Consider the following 20459-nt stretch of genomic DNA (forward strand, 5'->3'; position numbering starts at 1 on the left):
GCCAGGCCGTACGTACCACGCGTAGGGAACCGGCGAGCCAGACATCAGCTCCCGTGTGGCGCCCGCGCCCCGGACAGCGGGATCGCGCACCGCGCGACCAACCCGCCGGACCGGATCAGGCGCGGCGCCCGGGAGCACGACGGGAGAACCGCCCGCATGCTTGAGTCGACCGAACCCGGCACGACCGGGAACAACGAAGAGAACGCCCCCGGGGACAAGCTGCCGCCGCGCCGTCGGCGCCGCGCCGCTTCCCGCCCCGCGGGCCCGCCGTCCGGCGGAGCCGCACCGACGCGCGACGAGACCCCGGACGTGGCGGAGACCGCCGTGACCGAGGCGGCCGCCGAAACCGCCGACCCGGCGGCTCCCGCCCGCCCGCGTCGTCGTGCCGTCCGCAAGGCGACGTCGTCGGCGGGTGCGCCGCAGGCCGCCGCCGAGGAAGCTCCGGTGGTGGCCGAAGCCGTCGCGGCTCGGGCCGCGGAACCCGTGGCCGAGGAGGCCGTCGGGGCTCCGGCTCCGCGGGCCCGTCGTCGTGCGGTCCGCAAGGCGACTGCCCCGGCGGGTGCGCCGCAGGCCGAGGCCCCCGAGGAGATCGTCGCCGAGACCGCCGCGCCGGCCGAGGAGATCGTGGCCGAGCCCGTCGTGGAGCAGGCCGAGCCCGTCGCCGAAGCCCCGCGCGGCCGTCGTCGCGCCGTCCGCAAGGCGACGTCGTCGGCGGGTGCGCCGCAGGGCGCCGCCGAGGAAGCTCCGGTGGTGGCAGAAGCCGTCGCGGCTCCCGCCGAAGAGCCCGTAGCCGAGGAAGCCGCCGAGGCCGTCGGGGCTCCGGCTCCGCGGGCCCGTCGTCGTGCGGTCCGCAAGGCGACCGCCCCGGCGGGTGCGCCGCAGGCCGAGGCCCCCGAGGAGATCGTCGTCGAGACCGTCGCGCCGGCCGAGGAGATCGTGGCCGAGCCCGTCGTGGAGCAGACCGAGCCCGTCGCCGAGGCACCGCGGGCCCGTCGTCGCGCGTCCCGCAAGGCGACCTCGCCCGCCGGTGCGCCGCAGGCCGCCGAGCAGACGGAGCCGGTGGGCGAGGCCCTGCCCGAGGCCGTCGCCGAGGAGCTCGCGTCCGAGCCCGAGGAGGTCGCCGAGACCGCGCCGCGCGGCCGTCAGCGCCGCCGCGCGACCTCCCCCGCCGGCCGGCCGCCGGCCCCCGACACCCAGGCGGACGCTCCTTCCGCCCGCCCGGACGCTCCCGCATCCCACGAGGCAGCCCCCTCCACCCGCGCGGCAGCTCCCTCCACCCGCGCGGTACCCCCCTCCACCCGCCCTGAGTTCACCGCCACCGAGGAGCCCGTCCGTCGCGGTCGCCGCGCCGCGCGCCCGGCCGTGGCCGTCTTCCAGGCGCCGGTCTTCTCCGAGCCCATGTTCCAGACCCCGGAGACCGCCGCCGCCGCGGCCGCCGCCGCTCCCCCCTACGCGGAGCCGGCGGACGAGGACGAGGACGTCGAGGACGTCCAGCAGCAGGCCGTCGAGGCGCCCGCACCCGTCGAACCGGCCGGCCAGACCCCGCGCCGCCGTCGCCGCCGCCGCGGTGAGGCCGCCGAGGCCGAGCAGACCGTCGCGCCGGCCGAGCCGGAGGCGGAGCCCGAGGCCGAGCCCGAGCCCGAGGACATGCCGGAGACCGAGCCCGACGAGGAGCCCGAGTCGGCCGACGACAACGAGTACGGCGACCGCCCGTCGCGCCGTCGCCGCCGCGGTGGCCGGCGCCGCCGCCGCGGTGACGCGGGCGACGGTGACGAGGGGTACGAGAGCGAGCGCTCCGCCCCGTCCGACGCGCCCGCCGCCGAGCAGCGCCGGCTCGACACCCAGGACGAGCCTGACACCGGGCACGAGCACGACACCGACCACGACGAGGACCACCACGACTCGGCGGCCGGCGGCTCCAGCAGCAGCAGCCGTCGCCGCCGCCGTCGCCGTCGCCGCAGCGGTGACGCCGTCGACGGCGTCACCGACAACGGGGCCCAGGGCTCGGGCGGTGCCGACGACCCGGAGCGTACGGTCGTCAAGGTCCGCGAGCCGCGTGAGCGCCGCAGCAGGGAGACGGCCGAGCGTGAGCCCGGCACCGGCTTCGACGAGGTCCAGTCCATCAAGGGCTCGACCCGTATGGAGGCGAAGAAGCAGCGCCGCCGCGAAGGCCGTGAGCAGGGCCGCCGACGCGTCCCGATCATCACCGAGGCCGAGTTCCTGGCACGCCGCGAGGCCGTCGAGCGGGTGATGGTCGTCCGCCAGAGCGGCGAGCGCACCCAGATCGGTGTCCTCGAGGACGACGTGCTCGTGGAGCACTACGTCAACAAGGAGCAGGCCACCAGCTACGTCGGCAACGTCTACCTGGGCAAGGTGCAGAACGTCCTGCCGTCGATGGAGGCCGCTTTCGTCGACATCGGCAAGGGCCGCAACGCCGTGCTCTACGCCGGTGAGGTCAACTTCGAGGCGCTCGGCATGGCCCACGGGCCGCGCCGCATCGAGACGGCCCTCAAGTCCGGCCAGTCGGTGCTCGTCCAGGTGACGAAGGACCCGATCGGTCACAAGGGCGCCCGTCTGACCAGCCAGGTCTCCCTGCCCGGCCGCTACCTCGTCTACGTGCCCGAGGGCTCGATGACCGGTATCAGCCGCAAGCTCCCGGACACCGAGCGCGCCCGGCTGAAGAGCATCCTCAAGAAGATCGTCCCCGAGGACGCGGGCGTCATCGTGCGCACCGCCGCCGAGGGCGCGAGCGAGGACGAGCTCCGCCGTGACGTCGAGCGCCTCCAGGGTCAGTGGGAGGAGATCCAGCAGAAGTCGCGTGCCACCGGCAGCTCCAACGCACCGACGCTGCTCTACGGCGAGCCGGACATGACCGTCCGGGTCGTGCGCGACATCTTCAACGAGGACTTCTCCAAGGTCATCGTCAGCGGTGACGACGCCTGGCAGACGATCCACGGATACGTCTCGCAGGTCGCCCCCGACCTGACGGACCGCCTGTCGCGCTGGACCTCCGAGGTCGACATCTTCGCGACGTACCGGATCGACGAGCAGCTGATGAAGGCGCTGGACCGCAAGGTCTACCTGCCGAGCGGCGGTTCGCTGGTGATCGACAAGACCGAGGCGATGGTCGTCGTCGACGTCAACACCGGCAAGTTCACCGGTCAGGGCGGCAACCTCGAAGAGACCGTCACCAAGAACAACCTGGAGGCGGCCGAGGAGATCGTGCGGCAGCTGCGGCTGCGCGACCTCGGCGGCATCGTCGTCGTGGACTTCATCGACATGGTGCTGGAGTCCAACCGCGACCTGGTGCTCCGGCGTCTGCTGGAGTGCCTGGGACGCGACCGTACGAAGCACCAGGTCGCCGAGGTGACCTCGCTGGGGCTCGTCCAGATGACCCGCAAGCGGGTCGGGCAGGGTCTGCTGGAGTCGTTCTCCGAGACCTGCGTCCACTGCAACGGACGCGGCGTGATCGTGCACATGGAGCAGCCGACGACCTCCGGTGGCGGCGGTGGCGGCAAGCGCTCCAAGAAGCGCGGCCGCGGCGGCGTGGACCAGGGCCACGAGCACGGTCACGAGCAGGACCACCAGCACGACGACGAGGCCCACGAGGACGAGCACGAGTCCGAGGCCGAGATCGCGGCCGAGGTGGCCGCGCCGGTGGCGCTGCCCGAGCCGGAGTTCGTCCCGGACGAGGAGTTGTACAGCAGCCCCGCCGAGGCGGAGGCGGCGGCCACCCGTGGCCGCGGACGCCGTCGGGCGACCCGCAAGGTGTCGGCCCCGGCGGGTGCCCCCCGGAGTGCCGCTCAGGCACCGGCCGCCGCTCAGGCACCGGCCGCCGAGGAGCGGGCTGCCGAGGTCGTGGAGCAGGTGGCGGAGCCGGTCGCTCCGCCGGTGGAGGAGGTTCCGGCCGCCCCCGAGCCCGAGGCCGCGCCCCAGGGCCGTACGCGCCGCAGGGCGACCCGTAAGGCGACCTCACCGGCGGGTGCCCCGCCGTCGGCCGCCCCTGAGGAGCCGGTGACCCCGGCGGAGCCCACCGCCGAACCGGTCGCCGTGGAGGACCCGGTCGTCGAGGCGTCCGCGCCTCTCGTCGAGGGACCGGCCGAGCCGGAGACCGTCGAGGCAGCGGCCCCGGCCGCGCCGCGGGCGCGTCGCCGGGCGACCCGTAAGGCGACCGCTCCGGCGGGCTCGCCGTCCGGTGCCGAGCAGGCCGAGATCGTCGTCGTGACGGGTACGCCCGCCGCGCAGGACGAGATCGCCGAGGCACCCGCCGCCGAAACCGGTGACACGGCCGAGGAGGCGGCGCCCGCCAAGAAGACGGCGGCGCGCAAGACCGCCAAGAAGGCGCCCGCGAAGAAGGCGGCGCCGGCCAAGAAGGCGGCTCCCGTGAAGAAGGCGGCCCCGGCCAAGAAGGCGGCGACCGCGAAGAAGACGACGACGGCCAAGAAGGCGCCGGCGAAGCGGGCGACGAAGAAGGCCGTCGCAGCCGAGCAGGCGTCGGCCGGTTCGTCCGAGGAGTGACCGCGGGCTGACCCGCACCACCACCGGTGGGCCGTTTCCCCGACGCGGGGGAGCGGCCCACCGGTACGTGGAGGCCTGCATGCCGGGCCCCCGGGGCGGCACGGCTGTCCCCTGGGGGGACTGCTCACGCGTGGGGGCGAGGGACCTGCCGGAGGCCGGTGTCGGGGGCCGGTCCGGAGCCGGCCGCGGTCGAGCCGCCTGCGACCGGCCAGCGCCGGAAGCCACCGCGGTGCGCTGCGGAGACTCCCCCGGGGCGCGCACGGGCCGCCCGTACGGAGGTGCGCCGCGGCGGTCCGCCGCCGACTGCCGGGACGGCGCCGAGGCGGTGCGTGGCCGTGCCCGGTCGCGCCCGGCCGCGCGTGCCGGGCGGTGGGTGCCCGGCACGGTCCGGGCGCCCGCGCCGGGGGCGGTTTGACCGGCCGGGCGCCGGACCCGTAGCCTTGCCGCTCGGCGTGTTTTTCTGTGCGCCTACCCCTGAGCACATCCCTCCCGGTGCGGTTCCGCGCCAGGAGAGGCCGCTCATCCTTCCGGATCGTCCCGGGCTCCGGCCCGTGCGGGCGGCTGGCATCAGGGGATCCGTTCCGAGTGAGAGAGAGATCCGCGTGTACGCCATCGTGCGCAGCGGTGGCCGCCAGCACAAGGTTGCTGTCGGTGACATCGTTGAGGTTGACAAGATTTCCACTGCCAAGGTTGGCGACACGGTCGAGCTCTCGACCCTGCTCGTTGTCGACGGAGACGCCGTGACCAGCGACCCGTGGGTCCTGGACGGCATCAAGGTCCAGGCGGAGATCGTGGACCACCACAAGGGTGCGAAGATCGACATCCTTCGGTACAAGAACAAGACCGGCTACCGCCGTCGCCAGGGTCACCGCCAGCAGTACACGGCGATCAAGGTCACCGGTATCCCCGCGGCTGCGAAGTAAGGGACTGAGACATGGCACACAAGAAGGGCGCATCGTCCACTCGGAACGGGCGCGACTCCAATGCTCAGCGGCTCGGCGTGAAGCGCTTCGGCGGTCAGGCCGTCAACGCCGGTGAGATCCTGGTCCGCCAGCGCGGTACCCACTTCCACCCGGGCACGGGCGTCGGCCGCGGCGGCGACGACACGCTGTTCGCGCTGACCGCCGGTGCGGTGGAGTTCGGCACGCACCGCGGCCGCAAGGTCGTCAACATCGTTCCCGTCGCCGCCTGATCTTCCGGCGAGCACGGTAACGACGCAACACCTTCCGAGGGCGGATCGCAGCTTTCCCGGTCGACGGGGAAGCGGGTCCGCCCTCGGCGTGTTACATCAGAGACAGTTCCGCAGATTGCAGTACCTGGAGGCACCCACCATGACCACCTTCGTGGACCGCGTCGAGCTGCATGCCGCCGCGGGTAACGGAGGCCACGGCTGTGCCTCCGTCCACCGTGAGAAGTTCAAGCCTCTCGGCGGACCCGACGGCGGCAACGGCGGACGCGGTGGCGACGTGACCCTCGTCGTCGATCAGGCCGTGACCACGCTGCTCGACTACCACCACCACCCCCACCGCAAGGCCACCAGCGGCCAGCCCGGCGCGGGTGACAACCGTTCGGGCAAGGACGGCCAGGACATGGTCCTGCCCGTGCCGGACGGCACCGTCGTCCTCGACAAGGAGGGCAACGTCCTCGCCGACCTCGTCGGTCAGGGGACCACCTTCGTCGCCGGACAGGGCGGCCGCGGCGGCCTCGGCAACGCCGCGCTCGCGTCGGCCCGCCGCAAGGCCCCCGGCTTCGCGCTCCTCGGCGAGCCGGGCGAGTCGCGCGACATCGTGCTGGAGCTCAAGACCGTCGCCGACGTGGCGCTGGTCGGCTACCCGAGCGCGGGCAAGTCCTCGCTGATCTCGGTGCTCTCGGCGGCCAAGCCGAAGATCGCGGACTACCCGTTCACGACCCTGGTGCCCAACCTCGGTGTCGTCACCGCCGGCGCGAACGTCTACACCATCGCCGACGTCCCCGGACTCATCCCCGGCGCCAGCCAGGGCCGCGGACTGGGCCTGGAGTTCCTCCGTCACGTCGAGCGCTGCTCGGTGCTCGTGCACGTGCTGGACACGGCGACGCTGGAGTCCGACCGGGACCCCGTCTCCGACCTCGACATCATCGAGGAGGAGCTGCGCCAGTACGGCGGCCTGGACGACCGGCCCCGCATCGTCGTCCTCAACAAGGTCGACATCCCCGACGGCCAGGAGCTGGCCGAGATGATCCGTCCGGAGCTGGAAGACCGCGGCTACCGCGTCTTCGAGGTCTCCGCCCTCGCGCACAAGGGCCTCAACGACCTCTCCTACGCCCTGGCCGGGATCGTCGCCGAGGCACGTGCCGCCAAGCCGAAGGAGGAGGCGACCCGCGTCGTCATCCGCCCGAAGGCCGTCGACGACACCGGGTTCACCGTGGCCGTCGACGAGGAGGGCATCTACCGGGTGCGCGGCGAGAAGCCGGAGCGCTGGGTGCGCCAGACCGACTTCTCCAACGACGAGGCCGTCGGTTACCTCGCGGACCGGCTGAACCGCCTCGGCGTCGAGACGGCCCTGATGAAGGCCGGAGCCCGTGCGGGCGACGGCGTGGCCATCGGCCCCGAGGAGAACGCGGTCGTCTTCGACTGGGAGCCGACGATGATGGCCGGCGCCGAGATGCTCGGCCGCCGCGGCGAGGACCACCGCATGGAGGCCCCGCGCCCCGCCGCGCAGCGTCGCCGGGACCGCGACGCCGAGCGCGACGACTCGCAGAAGGAGTACGACGAGTTCGACCCCTTCTAAAGCCGTGAGGGACACCGGGGCACACGCCGCCGGTGCGGGCCCCTCCGCCGGACACCGCAGCAGGCCTCCCGGCCCGCGCGGTCGCCGGGGGAGGGGCCCTCTCGCGTTCCCGTGCGCGGTACGGAACCCGGGGGAGCCGGCACCCCCGAACGGGTGAGACGGGGCGGCGCGTGTCGGCCGGTCGGGTGAATCGGGAAGGCCCTCCGCGGCGCTCAGGCGCGCTCCGGGTCGCTCAACCGTGTGGTGTCGGTCACCCGCGCGTACGGCGCTTTCGCAGGTAACGGCCCTGCTCACAAGGGAACGCCGGGTGTCCGTCAAGCAGCGGCCACTCGACGTCCACCTTGCGAGATGGTAACGGAGAGTGCAACCATCGGGGGGTTCCCTAGCCCTCGCAAGGTAGGTCGTCTGTGTCTGTGCAGCACATAGCCCAAGCCCGTACCACAGCAGTCGTGCTCGCCGGGGGTACCGGTCAGCGCGTGGGACTGTCCATCCCCAAGCAACTGCTGAAGATCGCAGGCAAGGCTGTCATCGAGCACACCCTGTCGATCTTCCAGCAGTCCGACTCGATCGACGACATCATCGTGCTGATGGCCCCCGGCTACGTCGCCGACGTCGAGAAGATCGTCACGAAGGCCGGCCTGACCAAGGTGGTCAAGGTCATCGAGGGCGGGACGACGCGCAACGAGACCACCGAGCGGGCGATCTCCGTGCTCGGCGAGGGCCTGGCGGAGGGCGAGGACCGCAACGTCCTCTTCCACGACGCCGTGCGCCCCCTGCTGTCGCAGCGCGTCATCACGGACTGCGTGGACGCCCTCGGACGCTACGACGCGGTCGACGTCGCCATCCCGTCCGCGGACACGATCATCGTGACCCGTACGCACGGCGGCGACGGCGAGTTCATCACCGAGGTCCCCGACCGTTCCCGCCTGCGCCGGGGCCAGACGCCGCAGGGGTTCAAGCTCTCCACCATCCGCCGGGCGTACGAGGTCGCCGCGGGCGACCCCAACTTCCAGGCCACCGACGACTGCTCGGTGGTCCTGAAGTACCTGCCCGACGTACCGATCTACGTCGTCGCGGGCGACGAGTACAACATGAAGGTGACGCAGCCGGTCGACGTCTTCATCACGGACAAGCTCTTCCAGCTGGCCTCCACGGCCGTGGTCTCGGCCGCCGACGACGCCGCCTACCGGGAGGCGCTGGCCGGGAAGACCATGGTCGTCTTCGGCGGCTCGTACGGGATCGGCGCGGACATCGCCGCCCTCGCCGAGTCGTTCGGCGCCAAGGTCTACGCCCTCGGCCGCTCCACCACCGGTACGCACGTGGAGAACCCGGAGCACATCGACGACGCGCTCTCCACGGCCTACTCGGAGACCGGCCGGGTCGACTACGTCGTCAACACCGCGGGAGTGCTGCGGATCGGCAAGCTGGCGGAGACGGACACCGCGACGATCCAGGAAGCGCTGAACGTCAACTACCTCGCGCCGGTCCAGATCGCCCGCGCCTCGCACAAGTTCCTCGCCGAGTCCAAGGGTCAGCTGCTCCTCTACACCTCCAGCAGCTACACCCGCGGCCGGGCCGAGTACAGCCTCTACTCCTCGACCAAGGCCGCCATGGTCAACCTCACCCAGGCGCTCTCGGACGAGTGGGCCGCCGACGGGGTGCGGGTGAACTGTGTGAACCCGGAGCGCACCGCCACGCCGATGCGTACCAAGGCCTTCGGCGACGAGCCCGCCGGTTCGCTGCTCTCCTCCGAGGCGGTCGCCCGCACCTCGCTCGACGTCCTGCTCTCCGAGATGACCGGCCACGTCATCGACGTCCGGCAGCAGGACCCGACCCGGGGCGCCTCCCAGGCGTCCGGCTTCGAGCAGGCGCTGGCCGCCGTCCTGGACCGACAGGCCGATGTGTAATACTGCTTGACAATCCACCATTCGGACCCCTGTTGTTCACCTCCGCGTGAACGGCAGGGGTCCGAATTCGTGAAGGATTTTCTTCACAATCCACTCGCAAGGTATATGTCGGAACCCTCGGGAGCGGTACTTCGTGTTTTCGAAAGCCATTCGCGTGGCGAGAGTGGGCAGCGGGTCCGAACTGGCCGCCGCGCTCTTCCTGGCCCTGGGATTCCCGTGCGTCATGCTCGCGGCGATACTCCCCAATTTCTGGTTCTTCGCCGCAGCGGTCCTCGCCACTTATGTGGCCGACCGCTATTTGCATTACTGCGGCAGTTATCTCGTCAATCGCCTCGCCGCCGTCCGGGCCGGCCTGTCGATCCGATTCCTCGTCCGCGAACTGCTGCTGATTCTTCTGCTGGCGCGCATGGGATTCGGCGAGGAGACGCTCTTTTACACGACGGTCGCCTGTCTCCTGGTTTTCTACGGCCTGCAGGCTCCGCAGAGCGCGATGGTCACCCTCATCCGGCTGCGCCGGAAGCTGCCGGTGGTCACCCGCAACATCGACCTCGGCCCCGTCGGCATAGGGGACGCCCCGCCGCGGCTGCTGATGAGCCGCCCCGCCGAGAAGATGCTCCACCTCGACGTCTTCGCCATGGTGGGCGTGCTGATCGCGATCAGGAGCGACGTCGAGGAGTTCGCCTACGCGGGCCTCGGGCTGACGCTGTTCCTCGCCGGGCTCTACATCCTGGCGCTGCTCCCGTACGTGCGGCCCAGCCGCCTCGTACCCCCGGAGGCGAAGGTCCTGGCGGCCGTCGACGGGTGGCTGCAGCAGTACAAGCCGACCGTCGTCCTCTACTTCTCCGGTTCGAAGGACTCGGCCTACCAGGTCAACATGTGGCTGGAGACCATGGGCCGGCTGGACGGCCGTCCGCTGATCCTCCTGCGCGAGCGGGCCATCGTCCCGCAGCTCGCCGGCACCTCCGTCCCGGTCCTCTGCGTGCCGGGCGGCGTGCACCTGATGAACATGGACCTCTCCACGGTGCGCGTCGCGCTCTACGCGGCGAACGTCGGCAAGAACATCCACATGCTGCGGGTGCCGACCATCAAGCACGTCTTCATCGGGCACGGCGACAGCGACAAGCTGGCCAGCGTCAACCCGTACAGCAAGGCGTACGACGAGGTGTGGACCGCCGGCCGGGCCGGCCGCGACCGCTACGCGCTGGCCGACGTCGGCGTCCGTGACGAGGACATCGTGGAGGTGGGACGGCCGCAGCTGGCCACCATCACCCCGTGGACCGGTACGCCGAAGAACCCGGTTCCGACCGTGCTGTACGCGCCCACCTGGGAGGGCTGGGACGACAACCCGGGCAACACCTCGCTGCTGCTCGCGGGCGAGAACATCGTCCGGCGCCTGCTGGAGTCCGAGCAGCCCGTACGGGTGCTCTACAAGCCGCACCCGTTCACCGGCACCCGCAGCCGCAAGGCCGCCGAGGCGCACCTGCGGATCACCGCGATGATCGAGGAGGCGGCCGCCCGCCGCCTCACCGACGCGCGCTGGGCGAAGGAGAGCGCGGCGCTCCAGGGCGAGCAGGCCGAGGCGCGTGCCGACCTGGCCCGCATCGAGGCACGCCTGGCCGAGCTGGCCGGCGGCGCGGGCGAGACGGCCCGGGACGAGGCGGAGCTCTCGCGCAACTCGCTCGCCGATCCGGCGCGCGAGGCGGAGACCGCGAAGCTGCGGGACGAGTGGAACGCCGCCTACTGGCGCTCCCGGGGCTGGTGGCAGCACCAGGTCATCTCCGGCTCGACGATGCGCCTGTACGACTGCTTCAACGAGTCGGACGCCATGGTGTCCGACATCTCCAGCGTGGTCTCGGACTTCATCGCCAGCGGCAAGCCGTACGCGGTCACCGACTCGGCGGAGCTCGGCGAGGAGGAGTTCAAGCGGCAGAACACCGCCGTCCGGGCCGCCGTGATCCTCTCCAACGACGCGAGTGAGCTGGACCGCCTGCTCGCGGCCGTCACCGACCCGGCGCGGGACGACCTCGCCGAGGGCCGGCGGGAGCTCAAGGAGTACCTCCTCGGGCCCGACGAGCCGTCCTCACTCTCCCGGTTCGACCGCGCCGTCCACGCGCTGGCCGCCCGGGCGGAGGCGCGCAACCTGCGCACCGCGCATCTCAACGAGCCCGTGGGTGGCTGAACTTCCCATCAGGCCCGTCCTTGGCTGAAACACAGCAGTCCATGGCCCGTTCTCGCTCATGAAAGAACGAGAACGGGCCATTGTGATGCGTCTCACTTATCGCACTTGACTCAGCAACGCAACTAAGTCTGTGTGTCCGCTGTCATGTGTATTTGTGAACGAAACTCTAATTCCGGACGTCAGCGTGATCATCGGCGCTTATGAAGCGATGCCCTACCTCACCCGGTGCCTCCAGTCCGTGGAGGCACAGACCCTTCCCGCCGACCGCTTCGAACTCATCGCGGTCGACGACGGTTCGAAGGACGGTACCGGCGCCTACCTGGACGAGTTCGCCGCACGCACCAACATCCCCACCACCGTGATCCACCAGGCCAACTCGGGCGGCCCGAGCGGCCCGCGCAACGTGGGCCTCGCCCGCGCGCGCGGCCGGTTCGTCTTCTTCCTCGACGCCGACGACTTCCTCGGCTTCGAAGCGCTCGAACGCATGGTCGCCCTCGCCGACAAGGCCGGCACCGACGTGGTGCTCGGCAAGATGGTGGGGGTCAACCGGGGCGCCGCCGGGTCCATGTGGGGGCGCCACGACGAGGAGCGCGTCGACCTCTACTCCTCCCGCGTCATCTACACCCTCAGCGCCCAGAAGCTCTTCCGCCGCGACCTGCTGGTCCGGCACGGGATCACCTTCGACGAGACGATGAGCACCGGGGAGGACTCCCTCTTCACCATGGAGGCGTACCTCAGGGGCGCCGGCGTCTCCGTCGTCTCCGAATACGTCTGCTACTACCTCGTGGGACGCGACGACGGCCTGCACGTCACCCGTTCCGGGGGTTACGAGCCCCGGTTCGCCGCACTGAAGGCGATGGTGGAGCTGATCGCCGGGCTGGTGCCCGCGGGCCCGGAGCGCGACTACCTGATGGCGCGCCCGTTCACCGTGGGACTGATCCAGCAGTTCGGACCGGCGATCCTCAAGGAGAGCGAGGAGGTCCGCGCCCACAAGCTGGAACTGGCCGCCCCGATCACCGCGTACTGGACCCCGGGCGTCGCGAAGCTGATCAAGGTGAACGAACGCCTCCGGCTCGAATGCGTGGCCCGCGGCCGCCTGGACCTGCTCGCCGACGTCCACCGGTACCTCGCGGCCCGGCACACGCCGAAGGTCGTCCGGGCGGACCGGGGGGACGCCGCCTACCTCGCGTACCCGCACTTCCGCAAGCCCGAGGCGGGCCTGCCGGACGAGGTGTTCGAGATGACGGTGCCGGAATGGTCCACCAGCAAGCGGCTGCAGGCGCCCCCGCGGCCGAAGCCGGGTCAGGGCAAGCCCGCCCCCACGCTGGCGCACCGGGTGGTCCGCCGGGTCCGCCGCGACATGAGGCGCTGGAAGTCCTCCGTGTGATCTCCCGCGGGCCGCGGGCCGGTGCCCGGGGCCGAACGGCGGGGGACGGGCGGGGGACGGGTTGCTCTCCGGGAAACCGCAGGCGAACTCGAAGTAATATCCCATGGAATGAAAGCGGCCTCGGAAACGCCTGCCATCCGGTTTCCGGCCACCGACCACGCAGCTTGGGGACAGCACACGTGAAGGCACTCGTACTCTCCGGCGGGGCGGGCACCCGCCTGCGCCCGATCACCCACACGTCCGCGAAGCAACTGGTACCGGTCGCCAACAAGCCGGTGCTCTTCTACGGGCTCGAAGCGATCGCCGACGCGGGCATCACCGAGGTCGGCATCATCGTGGGCGACACCGCCGCCGAGATCCGGGAAGCGGTCGGGGACGGCTCGGCACTCGGCATCAAGGCCACCTACATCCCGCAGGACGCGCCGCTCGGCCTGGCGCACGCGGTACTCATCGCGCGCGACTTCCTGGGCGACGACGACTTCGTGATGTACCTCGGCGACAACTTCATCGTCGGCGGCATCACCGGCCTGGTCGAGGGATTCCGCGACGACCGCCCCGACGCGCAGATCCTGCTGACCCGGGTCCCGAACCCGACCTCCTTCGGCGTCGCCGAACTGGACGCCCAGGGACGCGTCGTCGCCCTGGAGGAGAAGCCGAAGGAGCCGAAGAGCGACCTCGCCCTCGTCGGCGTCTACCTCTTCACCCCGGCGATCCACGAGGCGGTCCGCTCGATCGAGCCGTCCTGGCGCGGCGAGCTGGAGATCACCCACGCCATCCAGTGGCTGATCGACCAGGAGCGCAACGTCCGCTCGACCACCATCTCCGGCTACTGGAAGGACACCGGCAACGTCACCGACATGCTGGAGGTCAACCGGTCCGTCCTGGAGACCGTCGAGCCGACCGTGGAAGGCGCGGAGGTGGACGAGCACAGCGAGATCATCGGCCGCGTGCGGATCGAGCCCGGCGCCAAGGTCACCGGCAGCCGCATCGTCGGGCCCGCGATCATCGGAGCCGGCTCCGTGATCAGCGACGCGTACGTCGGTCCCTTCACCTCGGTCTCCGAGGGCTGCCGGATCGAGGACAGCGAGATCGAGTACTCCATCGTGCTCCGGGGTGCCTCCATCACCGGTGTCCGCCGCGTGGAGGCGTCGCTCATCGGCCGCGACGTCGAGGTCACCCCGGCGCCCCGCAACCCCTCAGCCCACCGACTCGTCCTCGGCGACCACAGCAAGGTGCAGATCTCCTCATGACCACCCACATCCTGGTGACCGGCGGAGCCGGCTTCATCGGCTCGCACTACGTCCGTACCGTCCTCGGCCCCCAGGGCCCCGGCGACATCGCCGTCACGGTGCTGGACAAGCTCACCTACGCGGGCAACCCCGCCAACCTCGACGAGGTCCGCGACCACCCGGGCTTCTCCTTCGTGCAGGGGGACATCTGCGACGCCGAGCTCGTCGGCAAGCTGATGGCCGACCACGACCAGGTGGTGCACTTCGCCGCCGAGTCGCACGTCGACCGCTCCATCGACGGGGGCGCCGAGTTCGTCCGTACGAACGTCGTGGGCACCCACACCCTGATCCACGCCGCGCACCTGGCCGGGATCAAGACCTTCGTGCACATCTCCACCGACGAGGTCTACGGCTCGATCGACGAGGGCTCCTGGCCCGAGACGCACCCGCTGGAGCCCAACTCGCCCTACTCCTCGGCGAAGGCGTCCAGCGACCTCATCGCGCTCTCGTACCACCGCACCCACGGGCTCGACGTGCGGGTGACCCGCTGCTCCAACAACTACGGGCACCACCACTTCCCCGAGAAGGTCATCCCGCTCTTCGTCACCAACCTGCTCGACGGCAAGACCGTCCCGCTCTACGGGGACGGCGCCAACGTCCGCGACTGGCTGCACATCGACGACCACGTCCAGGGCATCGAGCTGGTCCGCACCAAGGGCCGCGCCGGCGAGGTCTACAACATCGGCGGTGGCACCGAGCTCTCCAACAAGGAGCTCACCGGCCTGCTGCTGGAAGCCTGCGGCGCCGACTGGGAGACCAGCGTCACCTACGTCGAGGACCGCAAGGGCCACGACCGCCGCTACTCCGTGGACTGCGCCAAGATCCGCGAGGAGCTCGGCTACGTCCCGCGCAAGGACTTCAAGCAGGGCCTCGCCGAGACCGTGCAGTGGTACCGCGACAACCGCGCCTGGTGGGAGCCGCTGAAGGACCGGGCCGCCCTGTGAGCGCCGTCTGGCTGGTGACCGGGGCCGGCGGCATGCTCGGCCGGGACGTGCTGGCGAAGCTGGCCGCCGAGGGCGTCGTCGCGGTCGCCGCCGACCGCGCGGCGCTCGACGTCGCGGACCCGGAGGCCGTGCGCGCCGTCTTCGCGGAGCACCGCCCCGCGGTCGTCGTCAACTGCGCCGCCTGGACCGCCGTGGACGACGCGGAGAGCCAGGAGGAGGCCGCGCTGCGCGTCAACGGCACCGGCCCGCGGGTCCTCGCCGAGGCGTGCCGCGAACACGGCGCCGTCCTGCTCCAGGTCTCCACGGACTACGTCTTCGCCGGCGACGGTGACGAGCCGTACGCCGAGGACGCCCCCACGGCTCCGCGCAGCGCCTACGGCCGCACCAAGCTCGCGGGCGAGCGAGCGGTGCTGGAGACCCTGCCGGAGACCGGCTACGTGGTCCGTACGGCCTGGCTCTACGGAGCGGGCGGCGGGAACTTCGTCCGCACGATGATCAAGCTGGAAGGCATCAAGGAGACGCTCGACGTCGTGGACGACCAGCGCGGGCAGCCGACGTGGACCGTCGACCTGGCGGACCGTCTGGTGGCCCTCGGCAAGGGCGCGCTCGCGGGCACCGCCCCGGCCGGCGTCTACCACGGCACCAGCGGCGGCGGGACGACCTGGTGCGGCTTCACCCGGGAGATCTTCCGGCTGCTGGGCGCGGACCCCGAGCGGGTCCGGCCGACCACCAGCGAGGCGTTCGTCCGGCCCGCTCCCCGCCCCGCGTACAGCGTGCTCGGCCACGACCGGTGGTCCGCCGCCGGGATCGAGCCGGTCCGCGACTGGCGCGAGGCACTGGCGGAGGCGTTCCCCGCCCTCGTCACCGCCGAGCGCGGCTGACCGCCCGGCCGTCCGCGAGGGCGTGCCGGGACCCGGGAACACCGAACGCCCGGCCGGGATCACCGGCCGGGCGTCGTGGTGTGCGGGCTGCCGCCGGATCAGCCCCGGGCGCGCAGCTGCGCGGCGTAGGCCTGGCACGCCTCGAACGAGGGCAGCAGACCCCGCGCCTCGGCCTCGGCCAGCGTGGGGGCGGCGGCGTCCTTGTCGGAGAGCAGCGGAGTGATGCCTTCGGGCCACTCGATGCCCAGCTCCGGGTCGAGCGGGTTGATGCCGTGCTCGCGGCCCGGGGCGTACCCCTCGGAGCAGAGGTACACCACGGTGGCGTCGTCGGTCAGGGCCATGAAGGCGTGACCGAGCCCCTCGGAGAGGTAGACCGCGTGGTGGTCGACGTCGTCGAGCCGTACGGCCTCCCACTGCTTGTACGTGGGGGAGCCGACCCGGATGTCCACGATCACGTCCAGCACCGCGCCGCGCACGCACTTGACGTACTTGGCCTGGCTCGGCGGCACGTCGGCGAAGTGGATGCCGCGCAGGGTCCCCCGGCTCGACACCGAGCAGTTGGCCTGGGCGAGCCGGAGGCCGTGCCCGGCCGCCTCGGTGAAGTCGGCGGCCTGGAACCACTCGTGGAAGCTTCCCCGGCTGTCGGGGAAGAGCTTGGGCTCCTGCACCCACGCCCCGGCGATGTCGAGCTGCCGCATCTGATTCACGTTCCTGTTCTCTTCGCTTCTCGGGTTCTTCACGTTCTGGGCCCACACTCGGACCGGGCCGCCCGGTGGCGGACGGCCGCGGACGGTGTGTCAGCCGCCGACCTTCTTGGCGAGCCCGCGCGCCTTCTTGCGGGCCTTGGCGGGCAGCCGACGGACGATCGGTCCGCCCACGCTCCGCAGCGCGCTGCGCACGGTCGCCTTGCGGCGCGCCGCGGCCATCGCGCTCAGCATCGCGGGGCTCACCTCGGGCAGGTCCGACACGAGGACGATCTTCCCGCCCCGCTCCACCCGTACGTCCGCGAGGGGTACCCCGGCGCTCTTGGCGCCGTCCAGCCGGACCGAGAGCTTCCACTCGCCCGGCGGCACGTCCGCGGCCTTGGCGGGCACCGAGACGTGGGCGCGGCCCTGCACGGGGCGCAGCGTCGTCGGCATGGTCCGGTCGTCGCCGCCGGTCGAGGTCAGCACCAGTTCGGCCTTGGAGGGCGCCGTGGCGGCCGAGGTGACGATGTCGAGGCGCAGCTCCGTCCTGGAGCCGGGGGTGCGCAGGACCGGGCGGCCCTCCAGGTACGCGGCCAGCTTCTTGGCGCGGCGGGCGACGTCCAGCGTCAGGTTGCCGTGCGGGTCCGTGAAGTACGGGATCACGGCACGGGCGGGAGAACCCAGCGAGGCGGGCAGGCACGCCGCGTCGACCTCGGGGGCGCGGTCCGCGCCGAGCCGGGCCTTGCGGACGACGCCGAGCCCGCGCAGCGGCACCCAGATGTCCCAGAAACCGCGCGAGACGCGGCCGCGGCCCTTGACGCCCTCGGAGGTGACGTGGCCGTAGCCGCTCAGGAAGACCTCGAAGACACCGTCGGAGATCTCCCTGACCTCCGAGGTGAACTTCGCGGGGCAGGGCCACTCGACGGCGGTCTCGCGGTTGCGCAGCGAGATCTCCGCCATGTAGCCGTCCAGGTCGTCCTCGACGTCCAGCAGCTCTCCGGCCGGCAGCAGGTCCGCGGTGAGGTCCGGGTGCAGGTGGAGGCGGCCGCCCCGGCGCACCAGGGTGACGGGCGCCTGGTCGTCGCCGTGGACGAGCCGGCCGGTGACGTCGATCCTGATCCGGCCGTCCGGCTGCCACGCGAGCTTCTCGAGGCGGGCGGTCGCCTTGATGGAGGCGGCCAGGCGGGCGATGCGGAGCAGTCCCTGGCGGTCGTCGTTGCGCAGCAGGGTGGAGCGGAGCCGCTGGATCGGGCCCAGCCCGTCGTGCACGCCGTCGTGCATGAAGTCCGCGGCCAGCGGCCGGACCGCGTCGATCATCTCGTCCCGGTACTCCGGTGTGTACTTCTGCACAGCGGGCTCACTGAGACGCGACAACATCTCCACACGGTAGAAGCGGCGCAGCAGCAGGTCGCGGAACTCGCCCGGCTCGGTGTTCTCCACGACGACGTCGAGGACTTCGCGGAGATTCCCGTAATAGCCCGACGGGATGATCTTCGCGGAGCCGGCGTTCTGGCCGTCGTCGCGCCGCGAGTAGTAGTAGCAGGTGTAACTGCCGAGAATGGAGACGACCTTCGCCGGGAAATACGCCTGCATCATGTACAGCTGGTCCTCGAGGCGGCGCTTGCCCTCGGGATAGGCGATGTTGTTCTCGCGCAGGAATTCCGTCCGGAACATCTTGTGCGGGGTCAGGCTGTCGTACAGCGGAGCGTCGCGCAGGGAGCACTTCTCGCGGTTGACCTTGAAGACGCCGTGCGGGACGCCGCGGAAGTTGCTGGCCACCTTGCCGATGACGATGTCCGAGCCGTTGCGGTGCCCCATGGCGTAGAGGCGCTGCAGCGCTTCGGAGGCGAGATAGTCGTCCTGGTCGAGGAATTGGACGTACTCGCCCTTGGCTTCCGCCACGCCGATGTTGCGAGGCTTGCCCGGCCAGCCCGAATTGGGGATGGTGATCACACGGAAGTGCGCGTGCTCGGTGGCAAGCTTTTCGAGCCGCTCGCGTGTGTCGTCGGTCGAACCGTCATTGACGAACAGCACTTCGAATTCGCTTGCGGGGAGGGTCTGACGCAGCAAGGAATCGATGGCGGGGTCGATGTACTTTCCCGGGTTGTACACCGGGATGATGACGCTGACTTTGACTGACACAACTGTGTCCCATCTCTTGTGGGAACCCTGAACGCGAAGGCGGTGTCGGGATCGGAGACCGATTGAGGGCGAGGGTCGCCGCCCGGAAGCACCTTAGCGGTTGTGGCGGATCGAACAGTTCGGACCGGCCGTGATGTCATGTACGGTGCACCAGAGGTCCGGGCCCGGGGGGGAGCCTTTCCCGCGCGGCCAAGTGGCGTACGCAGTGGTGGCTTTGTGCCCGTGCGGCGTTGCTTTCGCACGTGCCTCGCGGACCGGGACGGCAGGCCGGTCCGTCGCTTCTTCGGTTAGAGGTGCCGTCATCACACGTACGCGTACTGCGGTCGGCCGGATCGCATGGTCCCAGGGATCGGTCGCCGACTGCTTCAAGGGCCGGAACAACAGTCTCGGATTCATCCGGCTGTGTCTGGCCTCCGCCGTCGTCGTCTCGCACGCCAGCGTGCTGGGATTCGGGGACAAGGAGTTCGGTCACTGGTTCAGCCACGGGCAGACCGACCTCGGCAAGGTCTCCGTCTACGGCTTCTTCGTCCTGTCGGGCATCCTCGTGACCCGCAGTGGCAACCGGCTCCCCCTGGGCCGCTTCCTCTGGCACCGCGCCCTGCGCCTGCTGCCGGGTCTCTGGGTCTGTCTCGCGGTGACCGCGTTCGCCATCGCGCCCTTCCTCTACTGGCGCCAGCAGGGGAGCCTGGACGGTTTCTGGGGCCACGCCAGGGGACCCGTCGACTACATGGAGTCGAACTGGGCCATCGCGCCCCGCCAGAACGACGTGTCCGGGGTCATCGCCCACTCCGCGGGATCCGGTCTGGCGCACAGCCCCAGCATCGACGCCGCGCTGTGGTCGCTCCGCTACGAGGTGCTCTGCTACTTCGGCGTGGCCCTGCTCGCCGTGACGGGCGTCCTCGCCCGGGCCCGCCGGGTCGTGCTCGTGGTGACCGCGGTCCTCGGGTTCCTCGTGATCGACCCGGCTCTGGCGACCCCGTTCTGGGCGGGCTTCTCCGACTCCTCGTACGCGACGAGCTTCGAGATCTTCACCGTGATGGGCAAGTTCGACCCGGACGTCCTCATCTACCTCGGCTTCGCCTTCGCCATCGGTGCCCTGATCGAGATGTACCGGGAGCGTGTCCCGGTCAGCGACCCGCTGGGCGTCCTCGCGGTCCTCGTGCTCCTCGGCAGCATCCACTACGGGTACTTCTTCGTCGTCGGCATCCCCGCCTTCGCCTACCTGCTGCTCTGGCTCGCCATCCGGCTCCCCGGGCCGTTCCGCCGCATCGGGGCCCGCAACGACCTCTCCTACGGCGTCTACATCTACGGTTTCGCCATCCAGCAGTCGCTGACGGCCGTCGGCTTCGCGCGCTGGGGCTTCTGGCCCTACCTCGCGATGTCGCTCGCCGGCACGCTGGCGGCCGCGGCGCTCTCCTGGCACCTGGTCGAGAAGCCCGCGATGCGGCTCAAGGACATCGGCCGCAAGCGCACCGCCCCCACCGCCCCGCCGGCGGCCCAGCCCGCTCCCTTCGGGGAGCCGGAAGCCGCTGCCGGGGACTCCGGGCAGGACCGGACCCTCGCGGACAGCGGCAGCCGGACGGGCTGATCTCCCAGCCCGGACCGTCCCGCCCCGGACCACCCCGTACGCACCGCCCCAGGACGCCCCGGCCGCCACGGCCGGGGCGGCCTCGGGCTCCGGAGCGCACGAGCGGCGACCGCCTCTACCACTCCGCGTCCATGGGGCGGAACAGCGGTGCGGCCGCCACCCCGGCTGAC

General features: G+C 71.3%; 13 protein-coding genes. 11 read left to right on the forward strand and 2 right to left on the reverse strand.

Annotated elements, in window-relative coordinates:
* The first annotated feature begins 156 nt into the window (after positions 1 to 156).
* The 10 genes from PZB77_RS21340 (at position 157) to rfbD (ending at position 15873) form a co-directional block, all read left to right on the forward strand.
* Positions 157 to 4518 (forward strand): ribonuclease E/G, encoded by a 4362-nt coding sequence (locus PZB77_RS21340; protein WP_275494217.1) that lies wholly within the window; start codon positions 157 to 159, stop codon positions 4516 to 4518.
* A gap of 602 nt (positions 4519 to 5120) precedes the next feature.
* A complete protein-coding gene (gene rplU / locus PZB77_RS21345; protein WP_015577124.1) occupies positions 5121 to 5441 on the forward strand; it encodes a 50S ribosomal protein L21 in 321 nt (106 codons plus the stop codon).
* 11 nt (positions 5442 to 5452) lie between these two features.
* The gene (rpmA, locus tag PZB77_RS21350; RefSeq protein ID WP_014045902.1) at positions 5453 to 5710 is read left to right on the forward strand and encodes a 50S ribosomal protein L27; all 258 of its coding nucleotides are present in this window, start codon (positions 5453 to 5455) and stop codon (positions 5708 to 5710) included.
* 139 nt (positions 5711 to 5849) lie between these two features.
* A complete protein-coding gene (obgE, locus tag PZB77_RS21355) occupies positions 5850 to 7286 on the forward strand; it encodes a GTPase ObgE (protein ID WP_275494218.1) in 1437 nt (478 codons plus the stop codon).
* 407 nt (positions 7287 to 7693) lie between these two features.
* On the forward strand, positions 7694 to 9193 hold the full coding sequence (locus PZB77_RS21360) for a bifunctional cytidylyltransferase/SDR family oxidoreductase (protein ID WP_275494219.1): 1500 nt from the start codon (positions 7694 to 7696) through the stop codon (positions 9191 to 9193).
* A 133-nt stretch (positions 9194 to 9326) separates the two neighbouring features.
* On the forward strand, positions 9327 to 11372 hold the full coding sequence (locus PZB77_RS21365) for a hypothetical protein (RefSeq protein ID WP_275494220.1): 2046 nt from the start codon (positions 9327 to 9329) through the stop codon (positions 11370 to 11372).
* 154 nt (positions 11373 to 11526) lie between these two features.
* A complete protein-coding gene (locus tag PZB77_RS21370; RefSeq protein WP_275494221.1) occupies positions 11527 to 12759 on the forward strand; it encodes a glycosyltransferase family 2 protein in 1233 nt (410 codons plus the stop codon).
* A 179-nt stretch (positions 12760 to 12938) separates the two neighbouring features.
* Positions 12939 to 14009: a glucose-1-phosphate thymidylyltransferase gene (locus PZB77_RS21375; RefSeq protein WP_275494222.1), complete on the forward strand. Its 1071-nt coding sequence runs from the start codon at positions 12939 to 12941 to the stop codon at positions 14007 to 14009.
* On the forward strand, positions 14006 to 14992 hold the full coding sequence (rfbB, locus tag PZB77_RS21380; protein ID WP_275494223.1) for a dTDP-glucose 4,6-dehydratase: 987 nt from the start codon (positions 14006 to 14008) through the stop codon (positions 14990 to 14992). Before PZB77_RS21375 ends, rfbB begins: the two co-directional genes overlap by 4 nt.
* Positions 14989 to 15873, forward strand: a complete 885-nt coding sequence (gene rfbD / locus PZB77_RS21385; protein WP_275494224.1) for a dTDP-4-dehydrorhamnose reductase — start codon at positions 14989 to 14991, stop codon at positions 15871 to 15873. The genes rfbB and rfbD overlap by 4 nt, the downstream gene beginning before the upstream one ends.
* 98 nt (positions 15874 to 15971) lie before the next feature.
* Here rfbD and rfbC read toward each other — a convergent pair whose 3' ends face one another.
* Both rfbC and PZB77_RS21395 read right to left on the reverse strand, forming a co-directional pair.
* Positions 15972 to 16571 carry a dTDP-4-dehydrorhamnose 3,5-epimerase gene (gene rfbC, locus PZB77_RS21390; protein ID WP_275496155.1) on the reverse strand — a complete coding sequence of 200 codons (600 nt, stop codon included), beginning with the start codon at positions 16569 to 16571 and terminating at the stop codon, positions 15972 to 15974.
* Between the two features lie 99 nt (positions 16572 to 16670).
* Positions 16671 to 18701, reverse strand: a complete 2031-nt coding sequence (locus tag PZB77_RS21395) for a glycosyltransferase family 2 protein (RefSeq protein WP_275494225.1) — start codon at positions 18699 to 18701, stop codon at positions 16671 to 16673.
* Positions 18702 to 19032: 331 nt separating this feature from the next.
* Here PZB77_RS21395 and PZB77_RS21400 point away from each other — a divergent pair, with 331 nt between their 5' ends.
* Positions 19033 to 20289, forward strand: a complete 1257-nt coding sequence (locus PZB77_RS21400; RefSeq protein WP_275496156.1) for an acyltransferase — start codon at positions 19033 to 19035, stop codon at positions 20287 to 20289.
* The last annotated feature ends 170 nt before the right edge of the window (positions 20290 to 20459 follow it).

It is taken from the genome of Streptomyces sp. AM 2-1-1 (genome assembly GCF_029167645.1).
GTDB lineage: Bacteria > Actinomycetota > Actinomycetes > Streptomycetales > Streptomycetaceae > Streptomyces.

Bases quoted from the DNA above. Each gene is read 5' to 3' on its own strand.
- PZB77_RS21340 (WP_275494217.1), top strand. From the start codon at position 157: ATGCTTGAGTCGACCGAACCCGGCACGACCGGGAACAACGAAGAGAAC.
- rpmA (WP_014045902.1), top strand. From the start codon at position 5,453: ATGGCACACAAGAAGGGCGCATCGTCCACTCGGAACGGGCGCGACTCC.
- obgE (WP_275494218.1), top strand. From the start codon at position 5,850: ATGACCACCTTCGTGGACCGCGTCGAGCTGCATGCCGCCGCGGGTAAC.
- rfbB (WP_275494223.1), top strand. From the start codon at position 14,006: ATGACCACCCACATCCTGGTGACCGGCGGAGCCGGCTTCATCGGCTCG.
- rfbC (WP_275496155.1), bottom strand. From the start codon at position 16,571: ATGCGGCAGCTCGACATCGCCGGGGCGTGGGTGCAGGAGCCCAAGCTC.